Source organism: Mycobacterium parmense (assembly GCF_010730575.1).
Classification (GTDB): domain Bacteria; phylum Actinomycetota; class Actinomycetes; order Mycobacteriales; family Mycobacteriaceae; genus Mycobacterium; species Mycobacterium parmense.
Genome location: NZ_AP022614.1, coordinates 2,416,052 through 2,438,352, shown reverse-complemented (window position 1 = coordinate 2,438,352; position 22,301 = coordinate 2,416,052). Strand labels below are relative to the sequence as shown.

Annotated in this window: 22 protein-coding genes; 15 read left to right on the top strand and 7 right to left on the bottom strand. The window is 69.8% G+C overall.

Features of this window, described 5'->3' with window-relative positions:
- Positions 1 to 1,089 (top strand): NAD(P)H-dependent amine dehydrogenase family protein, encoded by a 1,089-nt coding sequence (locus tag G6N48_RS10965; RefSeq protein ID WP_085267404.1) that lies wholly within the window; start codon positions 1 to 3, stop codon positions 1,087 to 1,089.
- Between the two features lie 4 nt (positions 1,090 to 1,093).
- Here the strand turns inward: G6N48_RS10965 and G6N48_RS10960 are convergent, their stop codons facing one another.
- Together G6N48_RS10960 and G6N48_RS10955 are read right to left on the bottom strand one after the other, a co-directional pair.
- On the bottom strand, positions 1,094 to 2,452 hold the full coding sequence (locus G6N48_RS10960; RefSeq protein ID WP_085267403.1) for an HNH endonuclease signature motif containing protein: 1,359 nt from the start codon (positions 2,450 to 2,452) through the stop codon (positions 1,094 to 1,096).
- A 152-nt stretch (positions 2,453 to 2,604) separates the two neighbouring features.
- Entirely contained in the window at positions 2,605 to 2,949 is a 345-nt protein-coding gene (locus tag G6N48_RS10955; RefSeq protein ID WP_085267402.1) for a DUF732 domain-containing protein, read from the bottom strand.
- 199 nt (positions 2,950 to 3,148) lie between these two features.
- Between G6N48_RS10955 and dapB the strand changes: the two genes are divergently transcribed.
- From dapB to G6N48_RS10935, 4 genes are all read left to right on the top strand, one after another.
- Positions 3,149 to 3,886, top strand: a complete 738-nt coding sequence (gene dapB / locus G6N48_RS10950; RefSeq protein ID WP_085267401.1) for a 4-hydroxy-tetrahydrodipicolinate reductase — start codon at positions 3,149 to 3,151, stop codon at positions 3,884 to 3,886.
- Positions 3,883 to 4,338, top strand: coding sequence for a tetratricopeptide repeat protein (locus G6N48_RS10945; RefSeq protein WP_085267400.1), 456 nt, complete (start codon positions 3,883 to 3,885; stop codon positions 4,336 to 4,338). The genes dapB and G6N48_RS10945 overlap by 4 nt, the downstream gene beginning before the upstream one ends.
- A gap of 50 nt (positions 4,339 to 4,388) precedes the next feature.
- Complete coding sequence (locus G6N48_RS10940) at positions 4,389 to 4,790, top strand: flavodoxin family protein (RefSeq protein ID WP_139825596.1); 402 nt, start codon at positions 4,389 to 4,391, stop codon at positions 4,788 to 4,790.
- Between the two features lie 96 nt (positions 4,791 to 4,886).
- Entirely contained in the window at positions 4,887 to 5,384 is a 498-nt protein-coding gene (locus G6N48_RS10935) for a glycine-rich domain-containing protein (protein WP_085267398.1), read from the top strand.
- Here the strand turns inward: G6N48_RS10935 and G6N48_RS10930 are convergent.
- Both G6N48_RS10930 and G6N48_RS10925 read right to left on the bottom strand, forming a co-directional pair.
- A complete protein-coding gene (locus G6N48_RS10930; protein WP_269475421.1) occupies positions 5,381 to 6,886 on the bottom strand; it encodes a multicopper oxidase family protein in 1,506 nt (501 codons plus the stop codon). The genes G6N48_RS10935 and G6N48_RS10930 overlap by 4 nt on opposite strands.
- 125 nt (positions 6,887 to 7,011) lie before the next feature.
- The gene (locus G6N48_RS10925) at positions 7,012 to 7,845 is read right to left on the bottom strand and encodes an acyl-CoA thioesterase domain-containing protein (protein WP_179969867.1); all 834 of its coding nucleotides are present in this window, start codon (positions 7,843 to 7,845) and stop codon (positions 7,012 to 7,014) included.
- A gap of 47 nt (positions 7,846 to 7,892) precedes the next feature.
- On the opposite strand from G6N48_RS10925, the gene G6N48_RS10920 reads away from it, so the two are divergent.
- Positions 7,893 to 9,416 carry a class I adenylate-forming enzyme family protein gene (locus tag G6N48_RS10920; RefSeq protein ID WP_085267429.1) on the top strand — a complete coding sequence of 508 codons (1,524 nt, stop codon included), beginning with the start codon at positions 7,893 to 7,895 and terminating at the stop codon, positions 9,414 to 9,416.
- Positions 9,413 to 12,655: an acetyl-CoA carboxylase family protein gene (locus G6N48_RS10915; RefSeq protein ID WP_085267397.1), complete on the top strand. Its 3,243-nt coding sequence runs from the start codon at positions 9,413 to 9,415 to the stop codon at positions 12,653 to 12,655. Before G6N48_RS10920 ends, G6N48_RS10915 begins: the two co-directional genes overlap by 4 nt.
- Here the strand turns inward: G6N48_RS10915 and G6N48_RS10910 are convergent.
- Positions 12,646 to 12,972 carry a PE-PGRS family protein gene (locus G6N48_RS10910; RefSeq protein ID WP_085267396.1) on the bottom strand — a complete coding sequence of 109 codons (327 nt, stop codon included), beginning with the start codon at positions 12,970 to 12,972 and terminating at the stop codon, positions 12,646 to 12,648. The genes G6N48_RS10915 and G6N48_RS10910 overlap by 10 nt on opposite strands.
- A gap of 90 nt (positions 12,973 to 13,062) precedes the next feature.
- Between G6N48_RS10910 and G6N48_RS10905 the strand changes: the two genes are divergently transcribed.
- Positions 13,063 to 13,842, top strand: a complete 780-nt coding sequence (locus G6N48_RS10905; protein ID WP_085267395.1) for an SDR family oxidoreductase — start codon at positions 13,063 to 13,065, stop codon at positions 13,840 to 13,842.
- Between the two features lie 27 nt (positions 13,843 to 13,869).
- Here G6N48_RS10905 and G6N48_RS10900 read toward each other — a convergent pair whose 3' ends face one another.
- The gene (locus tag G6N48_RS10900) at positions 13,870 to 14,316 is read right to left on the bottom strand and encodes a PAS domain S-box protein (protein WP_161494163.1); all 447 of its coding nucleotides are present in this window, start codon (positions 14,314 to 14,316) and stop codon (positions 13,870 to 13,872) included.
- A gap of 298 nt (positions 14,317 to 14,614) precedes the next feature.
- Complete coding sequence (locus tag G6N48_RS10895) at positions 14,615 to 15,355, bottom strand: dienelactone hydrolase family protein (protein WP_085267393.1); 741 nt, start codon at positions 15,353 to 15,355, stop codon at positions 14,615 to 14,617.
- 43 nt (positions 15,356 to 15,398) lie between these two features.
- On the opposite strand from G6N48_RS10895, the gene G6N48_RS10890 reads away from it, so the two are divergent.
- The 7 genes from G6N48_RS10890 (at position 15,399) to G6N48_RS10860 (ending at position 22,300) form a co-directional block, all read left to right on the top strand.
- Complete coding sequence (locus G6N48_RS10890; RefSeq protein WP_085267428.1) at positions 15,399 to 16,199, top strand: thymidylate synthase; 801 nt, start codon at positions 15,399 to 15,401, stop codon at positions 16,197 to 16,199.
- On the top strand, positions 16,196 to 16,690 hold the full coding sequence (locus G6N48_RS10885) for a dihydrofolate reductase (protein ID WP_085267392.1): 495 nt from the start codon (positions 16,196 to 16,198) through the stop codon (positions 16,688 to 16,690). Before G6N48_RS10890 ends, G6N48_RS10885 begins: the two co-directional genes overlap by 4 nt.
- 90 nt (positions 16,691 to 16,780) lie before the next feature.
- On the top strand, positions 16,781 to 17,464 hold the full coding sequence (locus tag G6N48_RS10880; protein ID WP_085267391.1) for a DivIVA domain-containing protein: 684 nt from the start codon (positions 16,781 to 16,783) through the stop codon (positions 17,462 to 17,464).
- Positions 17,465 to 17,510: 46 nt separating this feature from the next.
- Entirely contained in the window at positions 17,511 to 18,716 is a 1,206-nt protein-coding gene (locus G6N48_RS10875; protein ID WP_232066783.1) for a winged helix-turn-helix domain-containing protein, read from the top strand.
- A 120-nt stretch (positions 18,717 to 18,836) separates the two neighbouring features.
- Complete coding sequence (gene thyX / locus G6N48_RS10870; RefSeq protein ID WP_085267427.1) at positions 18,837 to 19,589, top strand: FAD-dependent thymidylate synthase; 753 nt, start codon at positions 18,837 to 18,839, stop codon at positions 19,587 to 19,589.
- Positions 19,590 to 19,701: 112 nt separating this feature from the next.
- Positions 19,702 to 20,604 (top strand): 4-hydroxy-tetrahydrodipicolinate synthase, encoded by a 903-nt coding sequence (dapA, locus tag G6N48_RS10865; protein WP_085267389.1) that lies wholly within the window; start codon positions 19,702 to 19,704, stop codon positions 20,602 to 20,604.
- A 19-nt stretch (positions 20,605 to 20,623) separates the two neighbouring features.
- Positions 20,624 to 22,300 carry a ribonuclease J gene (locus G6N48_RS10860; protein WP_085267388.1) on the top strand — a complete coding sequence of 559 codons (1,677 nt, stop codon included), beginning with the start codon at positions 20,624 to 20,626 and terminating at the stop codon, positions 22,298 to 22,300.
- The last annotated feature ends 1 nt before the right edge of the window (position 22,301 follow it).

Genomic DNA, 22,301 nt, shown 5'->3' with positions numbered 1-22,301 from the left:
ATGAACGCACCCACCCGGCCGATTCGCGTCTTCCAGGTCGCGACCGGAAACGTCGGCTCGGAGATGATCAGGCGACTCGCCGACCGCCCTGACCTCGAACTCGTTGGAGTGCACTGTTATTCGCCGGAGAAGATCGGACGAGACGCCGGCGAGCTTGCGGGCATCGGGCCCAACGGGGTGAAGGCGACCGGCAGCATCGAGGAGATCGTCGCGGCCAAGCCGGACGTGCTGACCTTCCACGGCGTGTTTCCCGACGAGGACCTTTACGTCAAGGTGCTCGAGGCGGGCATCAACATCGTCACCACCGCGGACTGGATCACCGGGTGGCACCGCGACAAGAACCATCCGCACCCGTCGGGAAAGCCGGTGACCCGGCTGCTGGCCGAGGCCGCCGAGTTGGGCGGTGCCACTTTCTACGGCACCGGGATGAATCCGGGACTGAACCAGATCCTGGGCGTGGTGTGTTCGGCCGACGTCGCCGAGATCGAGAACGTCACCACCATCGAGTCCGTCGACGTGTCGTGCCACCACTCCAAGGACACCTGGATCGAGGTGGGCTACGGCCTGCCCGTGGATGACCCGGAAATACCGGCGAAGCTGGAAAAATACACGCGGGTGTTCGCCGACAGTGTGCTGATGATGGCCGACTGCTTCGACCTGCCCCTCGACGAGGTGAGGTTCACCTATGAGCTGGGCGCCTGCACCAAGGACGTCGACCTGGGCTGGTACACACTGCCCAAGGGTTCGCTGGGCGGCAATTACATCAAGTACCAGGGCATGGTCGACGGCGTGCCGCGCGTCGAGACGCACCTGGAATGGCAGATGACGCCGCACACCGACCCCCACTGGGACATCAAGGGCTGCTACATCACCCAGATAAAGGGCGACCCCTGCGTCTACAACAAGCACATGATCTTCCCCAAACCCGGCGTGGACCTGTCCAACCCGGACAACTTCGCCTCCATCGGCATGACCGTGACCGGGCTGCCCGCACTCAACTCGCTCAGGGCCGTGGTGGCGGCGCCGCCGGGGCTCGTCACCAGCGCCGACCTGCCGCTGCGCGGGTTCGCCGGCCGGTTCAAGAAGTAGCGGCTCAGGGCGCTTCGTCTTCATCGAAGAGGCGCTCCGGGTGGTGGTAGTCGTTGGTGCGCGCGCCGCGGTCCAGCGGCGGGGGCGGTATCCACCCGGTGCGCCCGTTCGGGAGTTTCCTTGTCTGCCAACCACGTCCGACCAGCTTGTGGATGGGCGCGCAGGCGAAGGTGAGGTTGTCGGCATCGGTGCGGCCGCCGGCGGCCCACTCCTCGATGTGGTGCACCTCGCTCCAATATCCCGGCACGTCGCAGCCCGGGTGCGTGCAGCCGCGATCCTTCGCGTAGAGGACGACGCGCTGATCCGCCGTGGCGATCCGCCTCGTCCGGCCGAGGTAGAGCGGGCGGCTCGAGTGTTTGTCGAACACGGCCAGGTAGTGGTAGGCGTGGCGGGCCATCCGGATCACGTCGCGCATCGGCAGCAGTGTTGCGCCGCCCGTCACCGCCCGGCCGGTCGCCGACGTCAGCTCCTGCAGCGTGGTCGAGACGATGACCGCCACCGGCAGTCCGTTGTGCCGCCCCAACTTCGGGTCGCCCAGTTGACCACGAACCAGCGCGTTGAGCGCGTCGTGTTGCCGCTGGGAATGGCTGCGTGTGTCGCCGGCCGCGCATTGTTCGGTGGGTTCGCCCTCGACACAAGGGTATTCATCGTCCGGGTTGCACATTCCCGGGGCGGCGAACCGCGCGAGCCAAGCATCGAGGTTGGCCCGTAGCTCCGGGGATGCCACGAGCTTCCCGACGCTCATGCCGTCGGGGCGCTGGCCACACCAGGTGAATCCGCGCCGGCGCGCGCGATCGGAGTCGGAGAACTTCCCGTCCGGGTTGAGCCGCAGCGCGCACTGGCCCGCGACCTTCGCGAGCTGGTCGGGCCGCAACAGCGCCGCCTGGCGCGCCAGGAAGCCCTCCGCTTTCTCGACTGCCTCGGCGGGCACGGTCTCGGGCAGGTCGCGTACGAACTCCCGAATCACCCGCAGATGCTGCCCGTCGAGCAAGCCGTCGCGCCATAGCCGGGCCGTGGCAGGCAATTCCGGCGGCAGCACCTGCCCGGTGAGGGTCGAGCGAGGCGAGAGGCTCTCGGCGTCCCGCAGCCGCCGGACGGCCTCGGTGGTGCTGATCCGCAGCCAGTCCGCGATCACCTTGTGGACCGGCCCCCCGACGTCGGCGGGGTCGTGCGTTGTGAGGCTCGCGATCACGTCGTGGCTGACGGCTACTTGCCGGCGGCGAGAGGTTTCCATCCGCTCGAGCGCGCACAGCGCAACGGCGGGGGTGAGCGCGTCGAAGTTCAGCCCACGCAGCGTGGCCACCGCCGTGTCGAGCGCCTCGAGAGCGGCAGCAACCGCGGGCGGAACATCGATCGAACTCATGTTCGAATACTATTCCGGGGTCGAACTCCCGGCCGGTGCCGAAAGGCCAGCTGTGGACAGAAGCGGGACTGTGGACAAGATCACCCGAATGCCGCGCCGAAACTCTGCCGCGGCGAAAATCGGAAGCGCCGAAACTCTGCCGCGCGGAAGACTCAGTATTGCGGACAAAGGTCGGCGACGGCGAAGTTGACGACCTCGGCCGCCTGCACGGGCGTGAGGCCATTGGGCCCCAGGGTGCTGTCTGAGCGCTGCAATGCCAATCCCTGTAGCTCCTGCGGGGAAGCGCCATAGGAAATCTGCTGGCACAACTTCTGACCGGTCCGCAGCAGGGCCGCGTCGCCACCGTTGACGTCGTGAATCCCGGCCTTGTGCAGATCGTTGAGATAGGAGCCGGGATCGGCTTGGGCAGGGCCGGCCCACACGATTGCGGCGCCCAGAAGTGGACCGCTCATCAGCCCGAAACCAACGACACGGCCACAGCGCCCCGTTGCGCTCATAGCGTCATCTCCTTCGAATCCCAATTCGCGATTCGGAATTGCGAGAATTGTCAGCCCGACCGCCGCCCGAATGGGTGGCAGGGGTCCGCCAGGCTAATCCACATATCTGTGCAACGGCTGCAAAAACATTTCGCAATCACTGGACAGCCATGAAGCCCAGCCAACCGGTCGCCGCGCCACCCCGGTCTAGGGTGTCCTCATGCGGGTAGGTGTGCTGGGAGCGAAGGGCAAAGTCGGGTCGACGATGGTGGCGGCGGTGCAGGCCGCCGACGACCTCACCCTGTCCGCCGAGGTGGATGCCGGCGACGCGTTGAGCCTGCTCACCGACGGCGACACCGAGGCGGTCATCGACTTCACCCACCCCGATGTGGTGATGGGCAACCTGGAGTTCTTGGTCGCCAACGGAATCCACGCCGTGGTCGGCACCACCGGCTTCACCGCGGAGCGCCTCGATCAGGTGCGGGCCTGGCTGGCCGACAGCCCGAACACGTCGGTGCTGATCGCCCCCAACTTCGCGATCGGGGCCGTGCTGTCGATGCATTTCGCCCGGCAGGCTGCGCGGTTCTTCGACTCGGTCGAGGTGATCGAGTTGCACCATCCGCACAAGGCCGACGCCCCGTCGGGCACCGCGACGCGTACCGCCAAGCTGATCGCGGAGGCCCGAAAGGGCTTGCCTCCCAACCCCGATGCCACCAGCACCGGCCTGCCCGGCGCCCGCGGGGCGGACGTCGACGGCGTCCCGGTGCATTCGGTGCGGCTGGCGGGACTCGTTGCGCACCAGGAGATCCTGTTCGGCACGGAGGGCGAGACGCTGACGATCCGCCACGACAGCCTCGACCGGACCTCGTTCGTGCCGGGCGTGCTGCTGGCGGTGCGGCGCGTCACGGAACGGCCCGGACTCACGATCGGCCTCGAGCCGCTGCTCGACCTGCAATGAACGCCACCCTGCGCGTCCAGTTGCTGATCGGCTTCATGTGCGTGGCGCTGCTCGTGTACTGCGTGCTGCTGGGCCGCATCGCCGTGGCGCTGATCGCCTCGGGCCGGGCCGCCGCCGTGGGCCTGGGCCTGGCGGTGCTCGTCATGCCGGTCATCGGGCTGTGGGCCATGGTGGCTACCGTGCGCTCCGGCTTCGCCCACCAGAAACTGGCGCGCCGGATCGCCGCGGACGGCCTCGAACTCGACGTCAGCGGGCTGCCGAGGCGCCCATCTGGGCGCATCGAGCCGGCCGCGGCCGACACGCTGTTCGCCGCCGTGCGCACCGAGGTAGAGAACCACCCCGACGATTGGCGGCGCTGGTACCGGCTGGCCCGCGCATACGACTACGCGGGCGACCGCCGGCGGGCCCGGGAAGCCATGCGGACGGCCGTCGCGCTGCAGGCCCGCCCGTGAGCAGGACGCTGCTGGTCGTTCATCACACGCCGTCGCCACACACCCACGAGATGTTCGAGGCGGTGGTCTCGGGCGCCACCGACCCCGAGATCGAGGGCGTGCAGGTCGTGCGGCGCGCCGCGCTCACGCTGTCGCCGGCCGATGTGCTCGGTGCCGACGGCTACCTGCTGGGCACCCCGGCCAACCTGGGATACATGAGCGGGGCGCTCAAGCACGCGTTCGACGTCTGTTACTACCCGTGCCTGGACGCGACGCGGGGTCGGCCGTTCGGCCTGTATCTGCACGGCAACGAGGGCACCGAAGGCGCCGAGCGCGGCGTCGACGCGATCGTCGCCGGACTGGGCTGGGTGAAGGCCGCCGAGACCGTGGTGGTCTCGGGTAAGCCGACCAAGGAGGACCTGGAGTCCTGCTGGAACCTCGGTGCGACCCTCGCCGCGCGGCTGATGGAATGAGCGCGTCCGCGCAAACGCGACGTCGTCGACCCGTTCCGCGGTGACCGCCGGCCGACTACGCTGAACCCAGCCGAAGCTCCGAGCAAAGGAGAGGCGATGTCTGCACCGTGCGCCGACCCAGTCACCGGCAATTACGCACACCTCGCCCACCGCGACCTGGTCGAACGTCAGCTCTGGGAGCGTCTGGTCAACCGCATCGTCACCGACGAGCGCATCGAGCGCGCGCTGGCCGAACGCATCATGGACCAGGCGCTCGCATTCCTCTCGCTGTGCGCCGGGGATCCGGATGGCAACTTCTCTCCCGCACCGCTGGTCGACATCGGCTGGCACACCTTCATCCTGTACACGAAGCCCTACGCGGACTTCTGTCACCAAGCGTGTGGTCGATTCATCCACCACGCGCCGTCGGACGTCGACGGGGTGGACTACGGCAAGGGCAACGTCGCCCGGACGGTGGCCGCCCTGCGGGCACGCGGCTTCGCCGTCGACGAGCCGCTCTGGGCGGATACCCGCCAGGACTGCGGCGACAGCGGCGACTGCACCTCGGGGGACGGGTGCAGCATCGAATCCGATGACGACGGAGCGGGTGCTTAGCCGGTGTAGTTCAGGGTGGTCATCATCCCGGCCTCTTGGTGATAGGTGTTGTGGCAGTGCATCATCCAGATGCCGGGGTTGTCGGCCACCAGGGCAACGCTGACCTCGCGCATGGGCAACACGATGGTGGTGTCCTTTCGGGGCCCCAGGGCGCCATGGGAATCCATGACCTGAAATGTGTGCCCGTGCAGATGCATGGGATGCCACATCATCGTGGCGTTGGCAAATGTGAGTGTGGCGCGCTGCCCCTGCTTGATGGTGAGCGGCGAGTCGTGCGGATACTGCTTGCCGTTGATCGCCCAGTCGTATCGCTTGATGCTGCCCGAGAGGTTGGCGCGCAGGCTGACGTCCGCCTTGGCGGTTCCCAGGTCCACCGGGGGCGTGGCGCTGAACATCGCGACGGTCCCTATGCGGCCCGTCAATTCGGTGGGCTGGAATGCGGGATCGGGCGCGGTCCCGGCGCCGGTCGACAGCAGCGCGCGCGCCAGGGCGTTTTTGCCCTCGGCGAGTGCCACGAGGGGAAAGACTCCGTCACCCGCGGTGACGATGACGTCGTAGCGTTCGCCCATGCCGATCAGCAGCGCATCGACGGTGGTGGGTGCCACGGGGAAGCCGTCGGTGTGGGTGACCGTCATCGAATGCCCCGCCAGCGCGACGCGGAATGCCGTGTCGGAGCCCGCGTTGATGATGCGGACCCGGATCCGCTGCGCCGGCTTCGCGCGCAAGGTGGCCGGCGCTGTGGGGATGCGCCCGTTGATCAGATAGTAGGGGTAGAGCACGTGGCCGGCGTCGCCGCCGAGTAGGGCGCTGTTCCCCACGACCGTCGACGTCTGCATCTGACCCATCTGACGCAGCCCGTCGTAGATCTGCTGTGGGCTCTTGCCGACGCCGTCGGTCCAGTCGTCCAGGATGAGGATCCACTCGGCGTCGTAGGCGCCCGGCTCGGTGGGGTCGTCGATGATCACCGGTAGGTACAGCCCGTAGTCGGTGTCCAGGGTGACGTGGGGGTGGGCCCAGTAGGTCCCGGGATGAGGTGCCGAGAACCGGTAGGTGAACTGCTGGCCCGCGGCGATGTTCGGGGTGGCCGGTTCCACGCCGTCCATGTCGTTGCGCAACGCGATGCCGTGCCAATGTACCGACGTCGGGCGATCGAGACCGTTGGTGACGGTGACGGCCAGCTCGTCGCCGACGTTGGCCCGGATCAGCGGACCCGGGACGGTGGTGCCGAAGGCCAGGGTGTGTGCAATGGGGCCGCCGAGGTCGATGCCGGCCGCCCGCGGCGTCAGTGCTGCCGTCACTGTGCGACCCGTGTGGGGGCGCGCAGCCTCGGCGGCATTGATTGCCTCCGAAAGTGGGTTGGCCGACGCGCTGACCGACGTGGGGGTGCTCCGCGCCGGCGCGGCGGGGCGCCCGCAGGCGGTCAGCCCCAACCCGCCCCCGATCGTCGCGGCCAGGAACACCCGTCGGCTGATATCGCCGCGCTCACGTGGCGCGGGTGTCACAACCGCCTCGAGACCGGCCGGCTCGGCGAGCGGGCGAGCCGGCCGATTGCGCTGGACGACCTGAGATGACCCTCATCTGCATGCACCATCCGTTACGCGCCGGCTGGAGGACTGCAACAGCATACCTATTCGAAAGCCGGTTTGAACGCCTCCGCCGGCTGGGCCAGCGCGACCGCCGAGCAGGTGCCGAACGGGCCGTGGCGATCGAACAGCGTCGCGGTGCCCGTCGCCACACCCGCGGCTGCGTAATGGCTCTGCGCGGCCAGGCCCACGTATTCACCGTCCGGCAGCCGGCTCGCGGTGACGGTGTAGTCGGCGTTGATGTAACGCAATCCGCCTGTGCCCCAATGGGTCAGCGAACTCGTGATGTCCCCGGCGAAAGCGAGGCGGGCAAACGGTGTGAGCGGGTGGCCGGCGACGATCGGGCGAAACACGCGGGCCCAGGCGAACTTCTGGGAGTGGGCCTGCTCCCACTCGCCCGCCGCGATGCCGGGACTGCCTTGCGCGCTGGCCCCGTAGCCCCAGATGAGAAAAGGCATGTCCGCCGGGAACCCGTCGGTGTTCACCGGAAGCGGCGGCGCCTGGACGGGGCCGGACCACACGTGGCCGTCGGGGTGCTCCCCGCGCCGCAAGAACAGCGCGCTGGCGCGCGCGACGGTCGTGCCGTTCTGCACCAAGGCTGCATCGACGAGCTTGATTCGCCGGCCCTCGCGCTGCACCGAGGTCTGGATCCGCACCGGCTCGAGCACGACCGGGCGCAACAGGTCCACCGTCAAGCGGGCCGGTTGCAGGTCGGGATCGATGCCGCCGCGTTCCACGCCCCAGCCCAGCAGGCCGCCGACGATCTGCCCGCCCATTGCCGCGCCCCACGGACCACGCGTCAGCGTCCCCGGCACGAAGGAGTCGCCGTCCTCGGTGAAAAGCGCCTCGGGCATGATGGCGGAGTCCTCGATCGTCACCGCTATCACGATAGGACACCGCAATGTCAGGACAGGGCACGTCCGCCGTGACCGAAATCGCCCGTGGCGCCAACCCCTTCCCGACGACGGGCGTCTCCCGTGACGCCCGGGGCGTCCCGCACTACGACGACCTGCCGGACACTCTGCTGGACATGCTCGCCGATCAGGTCGACCGGCGGCCCGACAGCGAAGCGGTCGTCGAACCGGGCGCCGGCCGGCTGACCTATCGGCAATTGTGGGAGCGCGCCGCGCGGGTCGCCGGCGGGCTGCGTGCGGCCGGCCTGCGCCGGGGAGACCGCGTCGCGGTGCGCCGTCCCGCCGGAATCGACTGGGTGCTGGCGTTCTGGGGCGCCGTGATGGCCGGTGGCGTTGCGGTGGCGGTCAATACGCGCTCGGCGCAGCCGGAGGTCGACTTCGTGTTGTCGGACTCGGGCGCGCGGGGGGACCTGTCGGCCGATGCCCCGCTGCCGGACGGGCAACCGTATGTGTCCACCGAACTCGGCCCCCGCGACACCGCCGCGCTGTTCTACACCTCGGGCACCACCGGGCACCCGAAGGGGGTGCCGACCACCCACGAGGCCTTCCTGACCAACGCCGAGAACAACCTGCGCTGCCTCGACCAGCCGCGCGATCTCGGCGAGGAGATGCGCACCCTCATATCCGTGCCGCTGTTCCACGTGACAGGTTGCAATACACAGCTTCTGGTCGCCATGCGCCTCGGTGGCGCGGCGGTCATCATGCCGGCCCTCGACCTCGAGGAGCTGATCGCCACGCTGTCGGCCGAGCGCATCTCGTCCATGGTGACCGTTCCGGCGATCTATTCGTTGTTGTTGCGGCACAAAGGCTTCGCCTCGGCGGATGTCTCCGGGGTGCGCTGGGTGGGCTACGGCGGCGCGCCGATCGCCCCGTCGCTCGTGCGCTCGGTGAAAGACGCCTTCGCGGCCGCGACGGTGTTCAACGGTTACGGGATGACCGAAACGGCCTCGCTGATGACCGTGCTGCCCGACGCCGACGCCCTCGCGCATGCCGACTCTGTCGGGTACGCGGTTCCCTCGGTGGATCTGGCGGTGATCGGTTCCGGCGCCGATTCGCGCACAGGTGAACTGGTGGTGCGGGGCGCCAATGTGACCGCCGGCTACTGGAACCGGCCGGAGGCCACCGAGGCCACGATCGTGGACGGCTGGCTGCACACCGGCGATGTAGTGCGGGTGGACGACGCCGGCCGGGTGCATCTCGTCGACCGGCTCAAGGACATCATCAACCGCGGCGGGGAGAACGTCTCGAGCGTTGAGGTGGAGGCCGTGCTGCTCGCGGCGCCCGGTGTCGCTGACGCGTGTGTGCTGGCGGTGCCCGACGACGTCATGGGGGAGAAGGTGGGCGCTGTGTTGTTCGGCGGCCCGGATCGCGTCGACGTGCCGGCGGTGCTCGAGCACTGCCGCGGCCGGCTGGCCGACTTCAAGATCCCCCAGTACGTCACGGTGGTGCACGGCCCACTGCCGCGCAACGCCGGCGGCAAGCTGCTCAAGGCCAGGCTGCGCCGGCAGGTGCGGTGGGGCGATCCGTTGCGATGAGCGCGACGCTGCTGATAGCCAACCGTGGCGAGATCGCGCTCCGAATCATCCGCACGGCAACGGAACTGGGCATGCGGACGGTCGCGGTCTACGCCGAGGACGACGCCGAGACCCCGCACGTGCACGCCGCCGACGAGGCGATCGCCCTGTCCGGCGCCGGCCCTCAGACCTACCTCGACCAGGCGGCCGTGCTGGCGGCCGCCGACCGTTGCGGGGCCGAGCTGATCCATCCCGGTTACGGATTCCTCAGCGAGAACCCGGGGTTCGCGCGAGCCTGCGCGGCGGCCGGGCACACGTTCGTGGGCCCGGACCCCGACGTGCTCGAGTTGCTGGGCAACAAGTCGTCGGCGCGCCGCGCCGCGGCCGACGCGGGGGTGCCGGTGCTGCCCGCCACCGAGGGGCCGAGCACGCTCGAGGATGTCCGGGCGTTCTTCGCCGACCACGACGGCGGCATCATGATCAAGGCGCTCGCCGGCGGCGGGGGCCGGGGCATGCGCGCGGTGCGCGGTGCGGGCGACATCGACGACGCCTATCGTCAGTGCGCCGCGGAAGCGCAACTGGGGTTCGGCGATTCCGCGCTGTTCGCCGAGGCCCTGTTCGACGACGCGCGGCACCTCGAGGTGCAGGTGGTCGCCGCGCCCGTCGGACACCAGCCGCGCGCCCTGGCCCTGGGTGACCGGGACTGTAGTGTGCAGCGACGCCATCAGAAGCTCATCGAGATCGCGCCGGCCCAAGAGATTTCGGACAAGCTGCGGCGGGATCTGCACCACGCCGCTGCGCGGCTGTGCGCGCGGGTCGGCGTGCGCGGGGTGGCCACCGTCGAATTCCTGGTTGCCGGTGAGAGTTTCGCCTTCCTCGAAGTCAACCCGCGTATCCAGGTCGAGCACACCGTCACCGAGGAGACGACCGGGGTGGACCTGGTCGCGGCCCAGCTGGCCATTGCCGCAGGCGCCTCCTATTACGAGTTGGGTCTTCCCGCCGGAATCGCCTCCGACGGAATCGAAGTCATCGGCGAGCCGACCGCGCACCGGGGCACGGCGGTTCAGGCACGGGTCAACATGGAGACCTTCGCCGCCGACGGCTCGGTGGTGCCCGCGGCGGGCACCTTGACCGCGTTCTCCCCACCGGCCGGTCCCGGAGTTCGGGTCGACACCTACGGCCGGCCCGGACTTGTCACCAGCCCGCGGTACGACTCGCTGCTGGCGAAGGTCACCGCGCACGTGCGCGGGTCGTCGCTGCCCGCCGCGGCGCGCAAGGCGTCGGCCGCGCTGGCCGAGTTCGACATCGAGGGTGTCGGCACCAACATCGAACTGTTGCGAGAAATCCTGTCGCAGGATGATTTTCAGTCCGCCACGGTGACCACCGGATTCCTGGACCGCAAGCTGCCCGGGCTGGCGGCCGCGGCGCTGTCCCGCCATCGGGAAACGCGCGTCAGCGCGGTCGAGCTGTACCCGGGGGAGGAGGTGCTACGCGCCCACCTGGCCGGCACCGTGGTGGAGGTGGCGCCCGACGGCACCGAGTTCGACTCCGGGGCCCAGCTTGTCGTCCTCGAGGCGATGAAGATGCAGCACGTGCTGCGCGCGCCGGCCGGCCTGCGAACCGTCCGCAGCCTGGTCGCGCCCGGACAGGTGGTCGGGACCGGAGACCCGCTCCTGGTCTTCGTCCGGGCCGGCGCCGACGCCGACGACGAGAAATCCTCCGCCGCAACCGATCTCGACCAGCCGCGCGCCGACCTCGACGAGGTCCGGCGGCGGCATCTGCTCACCCTCGACGAGGGCCGCGAAGCCGCGGTCGCCAAGCGGCACAGCCGGGGCCGACGGACCGCCCGGGAGAACATCGCCGACCTGGTCGACGCCGGCAGCTTCGTCGAGTACGGCGGGCTGGCCGTCGCCGCGCAACGCAGCCGGCGCTCCGAGGAAGACCTGATTGCCAACACCCCGGCCGACGGCCTGATCGCGGGCCTGGCCACCATCGGCGCCGACCGGTTCGGGCACGCGGCGGCCGAGGCGCTGGTGGTCTCCTACGACTACACCGTGCTGGCCGGAACGCAGGGAATGCGCAACCACGCGAAAACCGACCGCGTCTTCGAAGTGGCCGCCCGCAAGCGGGTACCAGTGGTGTTGTTCGCCGAGGGCGGCGGCGGCCGGCCCGGGGACACCGACGTCGGCGGCGCCGCCGGGCTGGACGTACCGACCTTCCGCATGCTCGCGGGACTGCGCGGGCGGGTGCCGCTGGTGGCGATCGTCTCCGGCCGCTGCTTCGCCGGCAACGCGGCGCTGGCCGGGGTGTGCGACGTGATCATCGCGACCCCGGACGCCAACATCGGCATGGGTGGTCCGGCGATGATCGAAGGCGGCGGCCTGGGTGTCTACCCACCCGAGGCGATCGGGCCGATCGACGTGCAGCGCCGCAACGGCGTCGTCGACCTGGTGGCCCGCGACGAGGCGCACGCGGTGGCGCTGGCCAGGCAGTACCTGTCGTACTTTCTCCGGCGCCTCCCCGGCTGGGAGCCGCCGGATCCGCGACTGGCGCGGCATGTGGTGCCGCAGAACCGGTTACGCGCCTACGACGTGCACCGGGCTGTCGAGGCGGTGGTCGACGTGGGCTCGGCGCTGGTGCTGCGACCCGACTACGGGGTGGGAATCGTGACCGCGCTGGTCCGCGTCGAGGGCAGGGCGTACGGACTGATGGCCAACAGCAGCCATCACCTCGGCGGCGCCATCGACGCCGAGGCGGCGGACAAGGCGAGCGACTTCCTGACGCTCTGCGAGACGTTCCGGCTGCCGGTGATCTCGCTCTGCGATACCCCGGGATTCATGGTGGGACCCGAATCGGAGAAAGAGGCCGCGGTCCGGCGGTTCGGCCGCATGTTCGTCACCGGCGCGCGGCTGACGGTGCCGCTGGGAATGATCATCCTGCGCAAGGGATACGGGCTGGGGGCCATGGCGATGGCGGGCGGTTCCTTCCGCGCCCCGCAGTTCACCATCGCCTATCCCACCGGCGAGATCGGCGGGATGGGTCTGGAAGGCGCTGTGCGACTTGGATTCAGCAAGGAGCTTGCCGCGCTCGACGATCCGGCCGAGCGTGCGGCGTTGTTCGACCGGCTGGTGGCCGCGGCCTACGAGCACGGCAAGGCGCTGCGGGCGGCAACCACCTTCGAGCTCGACGACGTCATCGACCCGGCCGACTCCCGAGCCTGGATCACCAGGCTCGGGAGTTCAGGAAAGGATCAGGCGTGACCCGAGCCGCAGCCCACACCCGGCAGGCAGCCGGCTCCGCCCGGGATGCCGCCGGGCCCCGCGTTCTGGCCGCCTGAGCCACAACCCACCCCGGGCACGCAGCCCTGGCCGCCCGGGCCACCGCCGGGCCCGCTGAACTGCCCGCCCGAGCCACAGTTGCCATTGGCGTCACAGCCTCCGCCGCCCGGGTCGTCTTTGACGACGACGTGCGCCGGTGCCGCCGTGCTTGCCGGGGCGGCAGCGAGAAAGTCAGCCACCGCCGTGGGCGCGACGACGATCGCGGCGGCCGCAGCCCCGGCGGCGACCACGCTCTTCACAAGGGTTAATTTCGCTAACATGCGTGTCGCGTACCACGTTGACACGTGTGCAAAACATCCGGGCGTCACCGAATCTAAGGGCGTAGCAGAATGACTTCACAGGATCTGACCGGCCGCACAGCGATCATCACCGGCGCCTCGCGCGGGATCGGCCTGGCGATCGCCCAGCAGCTCGCCGCCGCCGGCGCCGACGTGGTGCTCACCGCCCGCAAGCAGGAGGCCGCCGAGGAGGCCGCCGCGCAGGTCGGTCCCCGGGCGCTCGGCGTCGGAGCCCACGCGGTCGACGAGGACGCCGCGCGGCGCTGCGTCGACGTGACGCTGGAGCGGTTCGGCCGCATCGACATCCTGGTCAACAATGCCGGGACCAACCCCGCGTTCGGTCCGCTGATCGATCAGGATCATGCCCGCTTCGCCAAGATCTTCGACGTCAACCTGTGGGCTCCGCTGATGTGGACGTCGCTCGCCGTCAAGGCCGGGATGGGTGAACACCGCGGTTCGGTGGTCAACACCGCGTCCATCGGGGGCCTGCACCAGTCGCCGGGGATGGGCATGTACAACGCCACCAAGGCGGCCCTGATCCACGTGACCAAGCAACTGGCGCTGGAACTTTCACCACGTGTGCGGGTCAACGCCATCTGCCCGGGCGTGGTGCGCACCAAGCTCGCGGAGGCGCTGTGGAAGGACAACGAGGACCCGCTGTCGTCGTCGATAGCGCTGGGACGCATCGGTGAGCCCGTCGACGTGGCCGCCGCGGTCGCCTTCCTGGTCTCTGACGCGGCGAGCTGGATCACCGGGGAGACGATGGTCATCGACGGCGGGCTGCTGCTCGGCGCAGCGCAGGGTTTCCGCGCGCACCCGACCGGCGGCTAGCTGGCGGCGGACGCCGAACCGCTGCGGTCAGTCGCCCTTCTTCTTCGGGTCCACCCAGAACTCCTCGGTGCGGTCGTGGAAGGTGACCAGCGCAACCAAGTCATCCCGGCGGTGCATGGCAGACCTGCTCATGCTGACCCGCAGCGCGTGGCCGTCGCTGTGCTTGAGTTCGACGAGTCGCTCGATGTCGGTTCCGTTCAGGGCCACCCTGCGCTTGCCCACCGTCCGCCGGCGCAGAAGCTCGTCGAACTTCATGGAAGCCAGCTCGGCCGGCAGATACCCCAGCATGTCGCAGAACGAGCGATTGGCGAACAAGATCATCCCGGCCCGGTCGACCGCGAGGGCCGGCGCCGGCAGGCGCTCCAGGACGACCAGGGCGGGCATTTGCTGCAGGGCGTCGATGGGCAGCTGGTCGGGCGGCGTCGGACGGCGCCGCTCGACGCGTCGCCTCTTGCCGGAGGTGGACTCGGTCACGTTTCCCCAGTCATCGCGCTGCCTGCGACACGATGCGGTGTAGGTCGCTGGTGCCTGGCCTTGTTGACGGCACATCGTATGGCATCTTGCACGGCTCGTCCACACCTGCCGCGCCCCGGCGGCCGGCGGCGAATCACCGGGCGCCGGGGGCGACTTCGTCGCCGGCCCCGGGCAGAATTCGGTGCCGCGCGCGCGGTTTCGCCGCGGTGGCGGAGCCGGCGTGCCGACGACCGTCGAGCGAGGCGTCACGCGTGGTCGGCGGTCGCCGTCTCGTCTCGGCGGGTCGGTCAGCCCGGCGTCAACCCGTCAACGCCGAGCCGAAAACCTCGGTCATCGCCTGCCAATGCCGCTCGGCGGCCGCGGGGTCATAGGGCGGGTTGTCCGGCACGGCGAAGCCGTGGCCGGCCGCGTACCACTCGATGGTGTGGGCGACGCCGGCCGCCGTCAGCGCTTTGTCCAGCTGCTCGGCGTGCTCGGCGGTGAACGACGCGTCGTTTCGCGCGCCTCCCACGTAGATCGTGGCGCGCATCCGGTCGGCCAGCAGGTGCGGGCTGTCCGCGGCGTCGGTGACCAGGCCGCCACCGTGGAACGACGCCGCCGCGGCGACGCGCTCCGGCAACCGGCCGGCCACCACCAGCGAGGTCCGCCCACCCATGCAGTAGCCGCAGGCGCCGAATCGCTCCCCGGATACCTCCGGGCGCGCCGCCAGGAAATCGAAGAAGGCGCCGGCGTCGGTCGTGATCTTGTCGGCGGTGATGCCGCCGATCATGGAGAAGAGGCGCTTGCGCTCCTGCTCGTCGGAGAACACGGTCGCCATGTCGAACGGCGCCCAATCGCCGCTGCGGTAATAGACGTCCGGCAGCAGCACCGCGTAACCGTATCCGGCCAGCTTCGCGGCCATCTGGTCGAAGGTGTCGCGCACCCCGCCGGCGTCCGGGAACATGACGACTCCGGGCCAGGGGCCGGGACCGTCGGGGGTGAACAGGCTGACGGGGCAGCTGCCGTCGGCGGTGGTGACGCTGTCGGTGATCTTCGGCATGGCCTCCGTTCTACTCCTGGGCGATCGCGGTAGATTCATCCGCGTGCCGATCCCGACGCCCTACGAGGACCTGCTGCGCCTGGTGCTCGAGCGGGGCGCGGTGAAATCGGACCGCACCGGCACCGGGACCCGCAGCCTGTTCGGCCAGCAGTTGCGTTACGACCTGTCGGCCGGCTTCCCCTTGGTCACCACCAAGAAGGTCCATCTGAAGTCGATCGTCTACGAGTTGCTGTGGTTCCTGCGCGGTGATTCCAACGTCGGCTGGCTGCGGGAGCACGGCGTCACCATCTGGGACGAGTGGGCCAGCAGCACAGGCGATCTCGGGCCCATCTACGGCGTGCAATGGCGGTCCTGGCCCACGCCGTCGGGCGAGCACGTCGACCAGATCAGCGCCGCGGTGGACTTGCTGCGCAACGATCCCGACTCGCGGCGCATCATCGTCTCGGCCTGGAACGTCGGCGAGATCCCGCGGATGGCGTTGCCGCCGTGCCACGCCTTCTTCCAGTTCTACGTGGCCGACGGGAGATTGAGCTGCCAGCTCTACCAGCGCAGCGCCGACCTGTTCCTCGGGGTGCCGTTCAACATCGCCAGCTACGCGCTGCTCACCCACATGATGGCCGCGCAGGCCGGGCTGGAGGTCGGCGAGTTCGTGTGGACGGGCGGCGACTGCCACATCTATGACAACCACGTCGAGCAGGTGCGCCTGCAGCTGGGGCGTGAGCCACGTCCCTATCCTGAACTCGTTCTGGCACAGCGTGATTCGATTTTCGACTACACCTACGACGACGTCGTCGTGAAGAATTACGATCCGCACCCGGCGATCAAGGCCCCCGTCGCGGTATGACGCCGAAAATGCAGGTGGGCCTGGTGTGGGCCCAGTCGACCTCTGGTGTCATCGGCCGGGGCGGTGACATCCCCTGGCGCGTGCCCGAAGACCTGGCCCGCTTCAAAGAGGTGACCATGGGTCACACCGTGGTGATGGGCCGGCTGACCTGGGAGTCGTTGCCCGTCAGGGTCCGTCCGCTGCCGGGTCGCAAAAACATCGTCATGTCCCGGCAGGCCGGATTCACCGCCGACGGGGCCGAGGTGGTCGGTCGCATCGAGGACGCCCTTGTCGACCCGCTGACGTGGGTGATCGGCGGAGCGCAGATCTACCTGCTCGCGCTGCCGCACGCGACGCGGTGCGAGGTGACCGAGGTCGACATCGACCTGCGGCGCGACGACGACGACGCGGTGGCCCCGATGCTCGACGACGCATGGGTGGGCGAGGCCGGGGACTGGTGCGTGAGCCGCTCCGGGCTGCGGTACCGGTTTCACAGCTACTCTCGGCCGTAGCCGCCCCGCCGGGCGCGCGTCGAAGCTGACATACTCGGCCCCGGGGCGCACTCGTGGGGTTCAGGCGTTTCTCGAGGAGGGGGAGAATCAATGATCACCGAGCCTGCAAAGAAGTTCTCGCGCAAGCTCGCCGGCTACGACCCGGCCGCCGTCGACGCCCACATCGAGGTGCTGACCACCAAGCAGAAGTTGCTGGTCGACGACGTGGAGAGTCTGAGGGCGCGGTTGCATGCGTCCGGTGAGGAGGCGGCCGCGCTGCGCAAAGAGGTCGCCGTGCTGACCGACACCTCCCCGTCGCCGCACGCGGTGCAGCAACGCATGGCGAAGATGCTCAGGCGTGCGGTCGACGAGATCGCCGAGATGCAGGCAGAGGCCCGGTCGGAGGCAGAGGCGCTGATCGCCGCGGCCGAGGCGGAGGTGCGGGCCACGGAGCGACAGCGCGACGAGCTGCTGGCCGACATGGCGGCCCGGCGAGAAGCCATGGAAACCGAATATCGGGAGGCCAAGGACCAGCTCGAAGCCGAGCTGGCCGGCCTGCGCGCCGACGCCCATCAGGCGCGCGAGCAGCTGCTGGCCGAGGCGAAGCAAAGGGCCGAGCACGATCGCGAGGAGGCCCGGCAAGCCGTCGAAGAGGCGAGCCGGCAGCGGATCAGGATCCTCGAGCAACTCATGGGCGTGTACCGCGACCTGGAATCGGTCCCGCACGCTCTCGATGCGGCCTACCACGAACAAAAGAATCCATCGGACGCGAACGCCGTGGCGCGAACGGGGTAGGTCGCACAGTCGCGAGCAAACGGCCGGTACTCTCGGCGCCGTGTCGATCCGCAACCGCAGGCTGACCGTTGCCCAGGCGCGGCGGATAGCCGTTGCGGCCCAAGGTTTTACCGACCCGCGTCCCGGCCGCGACATCACGGCCGCGCACCTGAAGCGGCTGATCTCGAGAATCCAAGTCCTGCAACTCGATTCGGTGTCGGTGGCGGTGCGCGCGCACTACGCCCCGGTGTTCAGCAGGCTCGGCCCCTACGACCGCGACGTGCTGGACCGCGCCGCGTGGGGTCCGCGCCGGGCGCGGCTGCTGGTCGAGTACTGGGCGCACGAGGCCGCACTGATGTCCGTCGACGACTGGCCGCTGCTGCGCTGGCGGATGCGCGAATACCGCCACGGCCGCTGGGGCACCCACATCGTCCAGGCCAATCCGCAGCTCGCCGACGACGTCGTCGACGCCGTCGCGGCGCTCGGGCCCAGCACGGCCGGGCAGATCGAGGCCCATCTGGCGCAAACGCCGCGGCGCAGAAAGGGAGCCTGGTGGAATCGCAGCGACACCAAATGGGTCGCCGAGGCGCTGTTCGCCTCAGGCGTGCTGACCACCGCCACCCGGGTGGGCTTCGCCCGCCACTATGACCTGGTGGAGCGGGTGCTGCCGCCGCGCGTGCTGGCTCGTCAGGTCGACGACGGCGAGGCCGTGCGCGAGCTGGTGCTGCGGGCCGCCACGGCGCTGGGCGTGGGCGCCGAGGCCGACATCCGCGACTACTTCCGGCTGTCGGCTCGGCAGGTCAAGCCGGCCATCGCCGAGCTGGTGGCCGGCGGCGAGATCGAGCCGGTGGAGGTCGACGGCTGGCAAGCGCCGGCGTACCTGCGGGCCGGCCGGACGGTGCCGCGCCTGGACCGCGGCACGGCGCTGCTGTGCCCGTTCGACCCACTGATCTTCTTCCGGCCCCGGGTCGAGCGGCTGTTCGGCTTTCACTACCGCGTCGAAATCTACGTGCCCGCCGCCCGGCGCCGCTACGGCTACTACGTGTGGCCGCTGCTGCTCGACGGGCAACTGGTGGCGCGGGTCGATCTGAAGGCCGACCGGGCGGCGGGCACCCTGCGCGTCGTGGGCGCGTTCAGCGAGGCCGGCCAGCCGCGGGCACGTGTCGCCGCGGCGCTGGCCGGCGAATTGGAGTCCATGGCGTCCTGGCTGGGTCTGAGCGGGATCAGCGTGTCGAGCCGGGGCGACTTGGCCGGTGAGCTGCGCCGCCGATGAACGAGCTCGAGAGCACCCTGTGGAAGGCGGCGCGCATCGTCGCCGGGCTAGAGCTGGATTGCCCGACTCCTCCTCGCGCCGCTTCGCGGCGCGCATCGTCGCCGGGCTAGGGTGAGCGCCGTGGCACAGATCGCGCCGCTACGCGTGCAACTGATCGCCAGGACCGAGTTCGTGGCGCCGCCGGACGTGCCGTGGAGCACCGACGCCGACGGCGGCCCGGCGCTGGTCGAGTTCGCCGGCCGGGCCTGCTATCAAAGCTGGTCGAAGCCCAACCCCCGGACCGCGACCAACGCCGGCTACATCAAGCACATCATCGACGTCGGGCATTTCTCGGTGCTCGAGCACGCAAGCGTGTCGTTCTACATCACCGGCATCTCGCGGTCGTGCACGCATGAGCTGATCCGCCACCGGCACTTCTCCTACTCGCAGCTGTCGCAGCGCTACGTCCCCGAGGACACCTCGCGGGTGGTCATGCCGCCCGGGATGGAGGACGATCCCGAACTGCGCCAGATGCTGGCCGACGCAGCCGACGCCAGCCGCGCCACCTACGTCGAGCTGCTGGCCAAGCTGGAGGCCAAGTTCGCCGACCAGCCGAGCGCCGTCCTGCGCCGCAAGCAGGCCCGCCAGGCGGCTCGCGCCGTGCTGCCCAACGCGACCGAGACCCGGATCGTGGTCACCGGCAACTACCGGGCGTGGCGGCATTTCGTCGCGATGCGCGCCAGCGAGCACGCCGACGTGGAGATCCGGCGGCTGGCCATCGAATGCCTGCGCCAGCTCGCCGCGGTGGCGCCCGCCGTGTTCGCCGATTTCGAGATCTCGGCCCTCGCCGACGGCACGGAGGTCGCCACGAGCCCGCTGGCCACCGAGGCCTGAGCCGCGCCCCGCCCGGGGCGGGCGGGTGCATGCCGTCGTCGTGGGTCGCGCTTCGAACACGCGCGCTCGGCGGGTCCTAATCGGGTTGCCCCGGCCAGGTAGCCTGAAGACCGTGAGCAACGTCGGATTCGAGGCGTCCAGCCGGTTGGGAACCCTGCTGACCGCCATGGTCACGCCGTTCGGCGCCGACGGCTCTCTCGACACCGCGGCAGCGGCGCGACTGGCCAATCACCTGGTGGGCGCGGGCTGCGACGGCCTGGTGGTCTCCGGAACCACCGGAGAGTCGCCGACCACCACCGACGACGAGAAGCGCGAGCTGCTGCGCGTCGTCCTGGAGGCGGTGGGCGACCGTGCCCGCGTCATCGCCGGTGCGGGTACCTACGACACTGCGCACAGCGTCCGCCTGGCCAAGGCGTGCGAGGCCGAGGGCGCGCACGGGCTCCTGGTCGTCACGCCGTACTACTCGAAGCCCCCGCAGTCCGGGCTGATCGCCCATTTCACCGCCGTCGCCGACGCGACCGCGCTGCCCGTCCTGCTCTACGACATCCCGCCACGCTCGGTCGTACCGATCCAGACCGAGACCATCCGCACGCTCGCAGAACACCCGAACATCGTCGGCATCAAAGACGCCAAGGGCGACCTGCACAGCGGCGGCCAGGTGATGGCCGAAACCGGCCTGGCCTACTACTCCGGCGACGACGCGCTGAACCTGCCGTGGCTGGCGATGGGCGCGACGGGCTTCATCAGCGTCATCTCCCACCTGGCCGCGGCCCAGCTCCGGGAGTTGTTGTCCGCCTTCGGTTCCGGCGACATGGCCACCGCACGCAAAATCAACGGCAATCTCGCTCCGCTGTGCAACGCGATGGCGCGCCTGGGCGGCGTGACCCTGTCCAAGGCCGGCCTGTTGTTACAGGGCATCGACGTGGGTGCCCCCCGGCTGCCGCAAATGCCCGCAACCGCCGGGCAACTCGACGAGCTGGCCGCCGACATGCGCGCGGCCTCGGTGCTCCGGTGACCCAGAGGCTGGCCCGCAAGTGGATGTAGACTTCGCTCCCCCGGGACCGTTGGTCGCGGGTGGGCTGCGGGTCACGGCGCTCGGGGGCATCAGCGAGATCGGCCGCAACATGACGGTCCTCGAGCACCTCGGCAAACTGCTGATCATCGACTGCGGCGTGATGTTCCCCACCCACGACGAGCCCGGCGTCGACCTGATCCTGCCCGACCTGCGCCACATCGAGGACCGCCTCGACGACATCGAGGCGCTGGTGCTGACCCATGCGCACGAAGACCACATCGGCGGCATCCCGTTCCTGCTCAGGCTGCGGCCGGACATTCCGGTTGTCGGGTCGAGGTTCACCCTCGCGCTGGTGGCCGCCAAGTGCCGCGAGCACCGGCTCAAGCCCGCGTTCGTCGAGGTCGCCGAGGGCCAGACCAGCAGGCACGGCGTCTTCGAGTGCCGGTACTTCGCGGTCAACCACTCGATACCGGACGCGCTCGCCATCGCCGTGACCACCGGCGCGGGAACCATCCTGCACACCGGCGACATCAAACTCGACCAGCTGCCGCTGGACGGCCGGCCGACCGACCTGCCCGGCATGTCCCGCCTCGGCGACGCCGGGGTGGACCTGTTTCTCTGCGACTCAACGAATTCCGAGATCCCCGGCGTGGGCCCTTCGGAGAGCGAGGTGGGCCCGACGCTGCACCGGTTGATCCGGGGGGCCGAGGGGCGGGTCATCGTGGCGTGCTTCGCCTCCAACGTGGATCGGGTGCAGCAGATCATCGACGCCGCCGTGGCGCTGGGCCGGCGGGTGTCCTTCGTCGGGCGTTCCATGGTGCGCAACATGGGCATCGCCCGCGACCTCGGTTTCCTGCGGGTGGACGATTCCGACCTGCTCGACATCGCCGCCGCCGAGACGATGCCGCCCGAGCGCGTGGTGCTGATCACCACCGGCACTCAGGGCGAGCCGATGTCGGCGCTGTCAAGGATGTCGAGGGGCGAGCACCGCAGCATCACGCTGACCGCGGGCGACCTGATCGTGTTGTCGTCGTCGCTCATCCCGGGCAACGAGGAGGCGGTCTACGGTGTCATCGACTCGCTGGCCAAGATCGGGGCCCGCGTCGTCACCAATGCGCAAGCGCGAGTGCATGTTTCGGGTCACGCCTACGCGGGGGAGCTGCTGTTCCTCTACAACGGGGTGCGGCCGCGCAACGTGATGCCGGTGCACGGCACGTGGCGGATGCTGCGGGCGAACGCCCAACTCGCGGCCCGCGCCGGGGTGCCGCGCGAGTCGATCCTGTTGGCCGAGAACGGCGTCAGCGTCGATTTGGTTTCCGGCAGGGCGTCGATCGCCGGGGCGGTGCCGGTGGGCAAGATGTTCGTCGACGGCCTGATCACCGGCGACGTCGGAGACATCACGCTGGGGGAGCGGCTCATTCTGTCGTCGGGCTTCGTCGCGGTAACGGTGGTGGTCACCCGCGGGACGGGGCGGCCGGTGGGCCCGCCGCAGCTGCATTCGCGCGGATTCTCCGAGGACCCCAAGGCCCTCGAGCCCGCCGTCCGCAAGGTCGGGGCCGAGCTGGAATCGCTTGTCGCCGCGGGCGTCACCGACCCGGGCCGGATTGCGCAGGGCGTGCGGCGCACTGTCGGCAAGTGGGTGGGAGAGACCTACCGGCGCCAGCCGATGATCGTCCCCACCGTCATCGAGGTCTGAT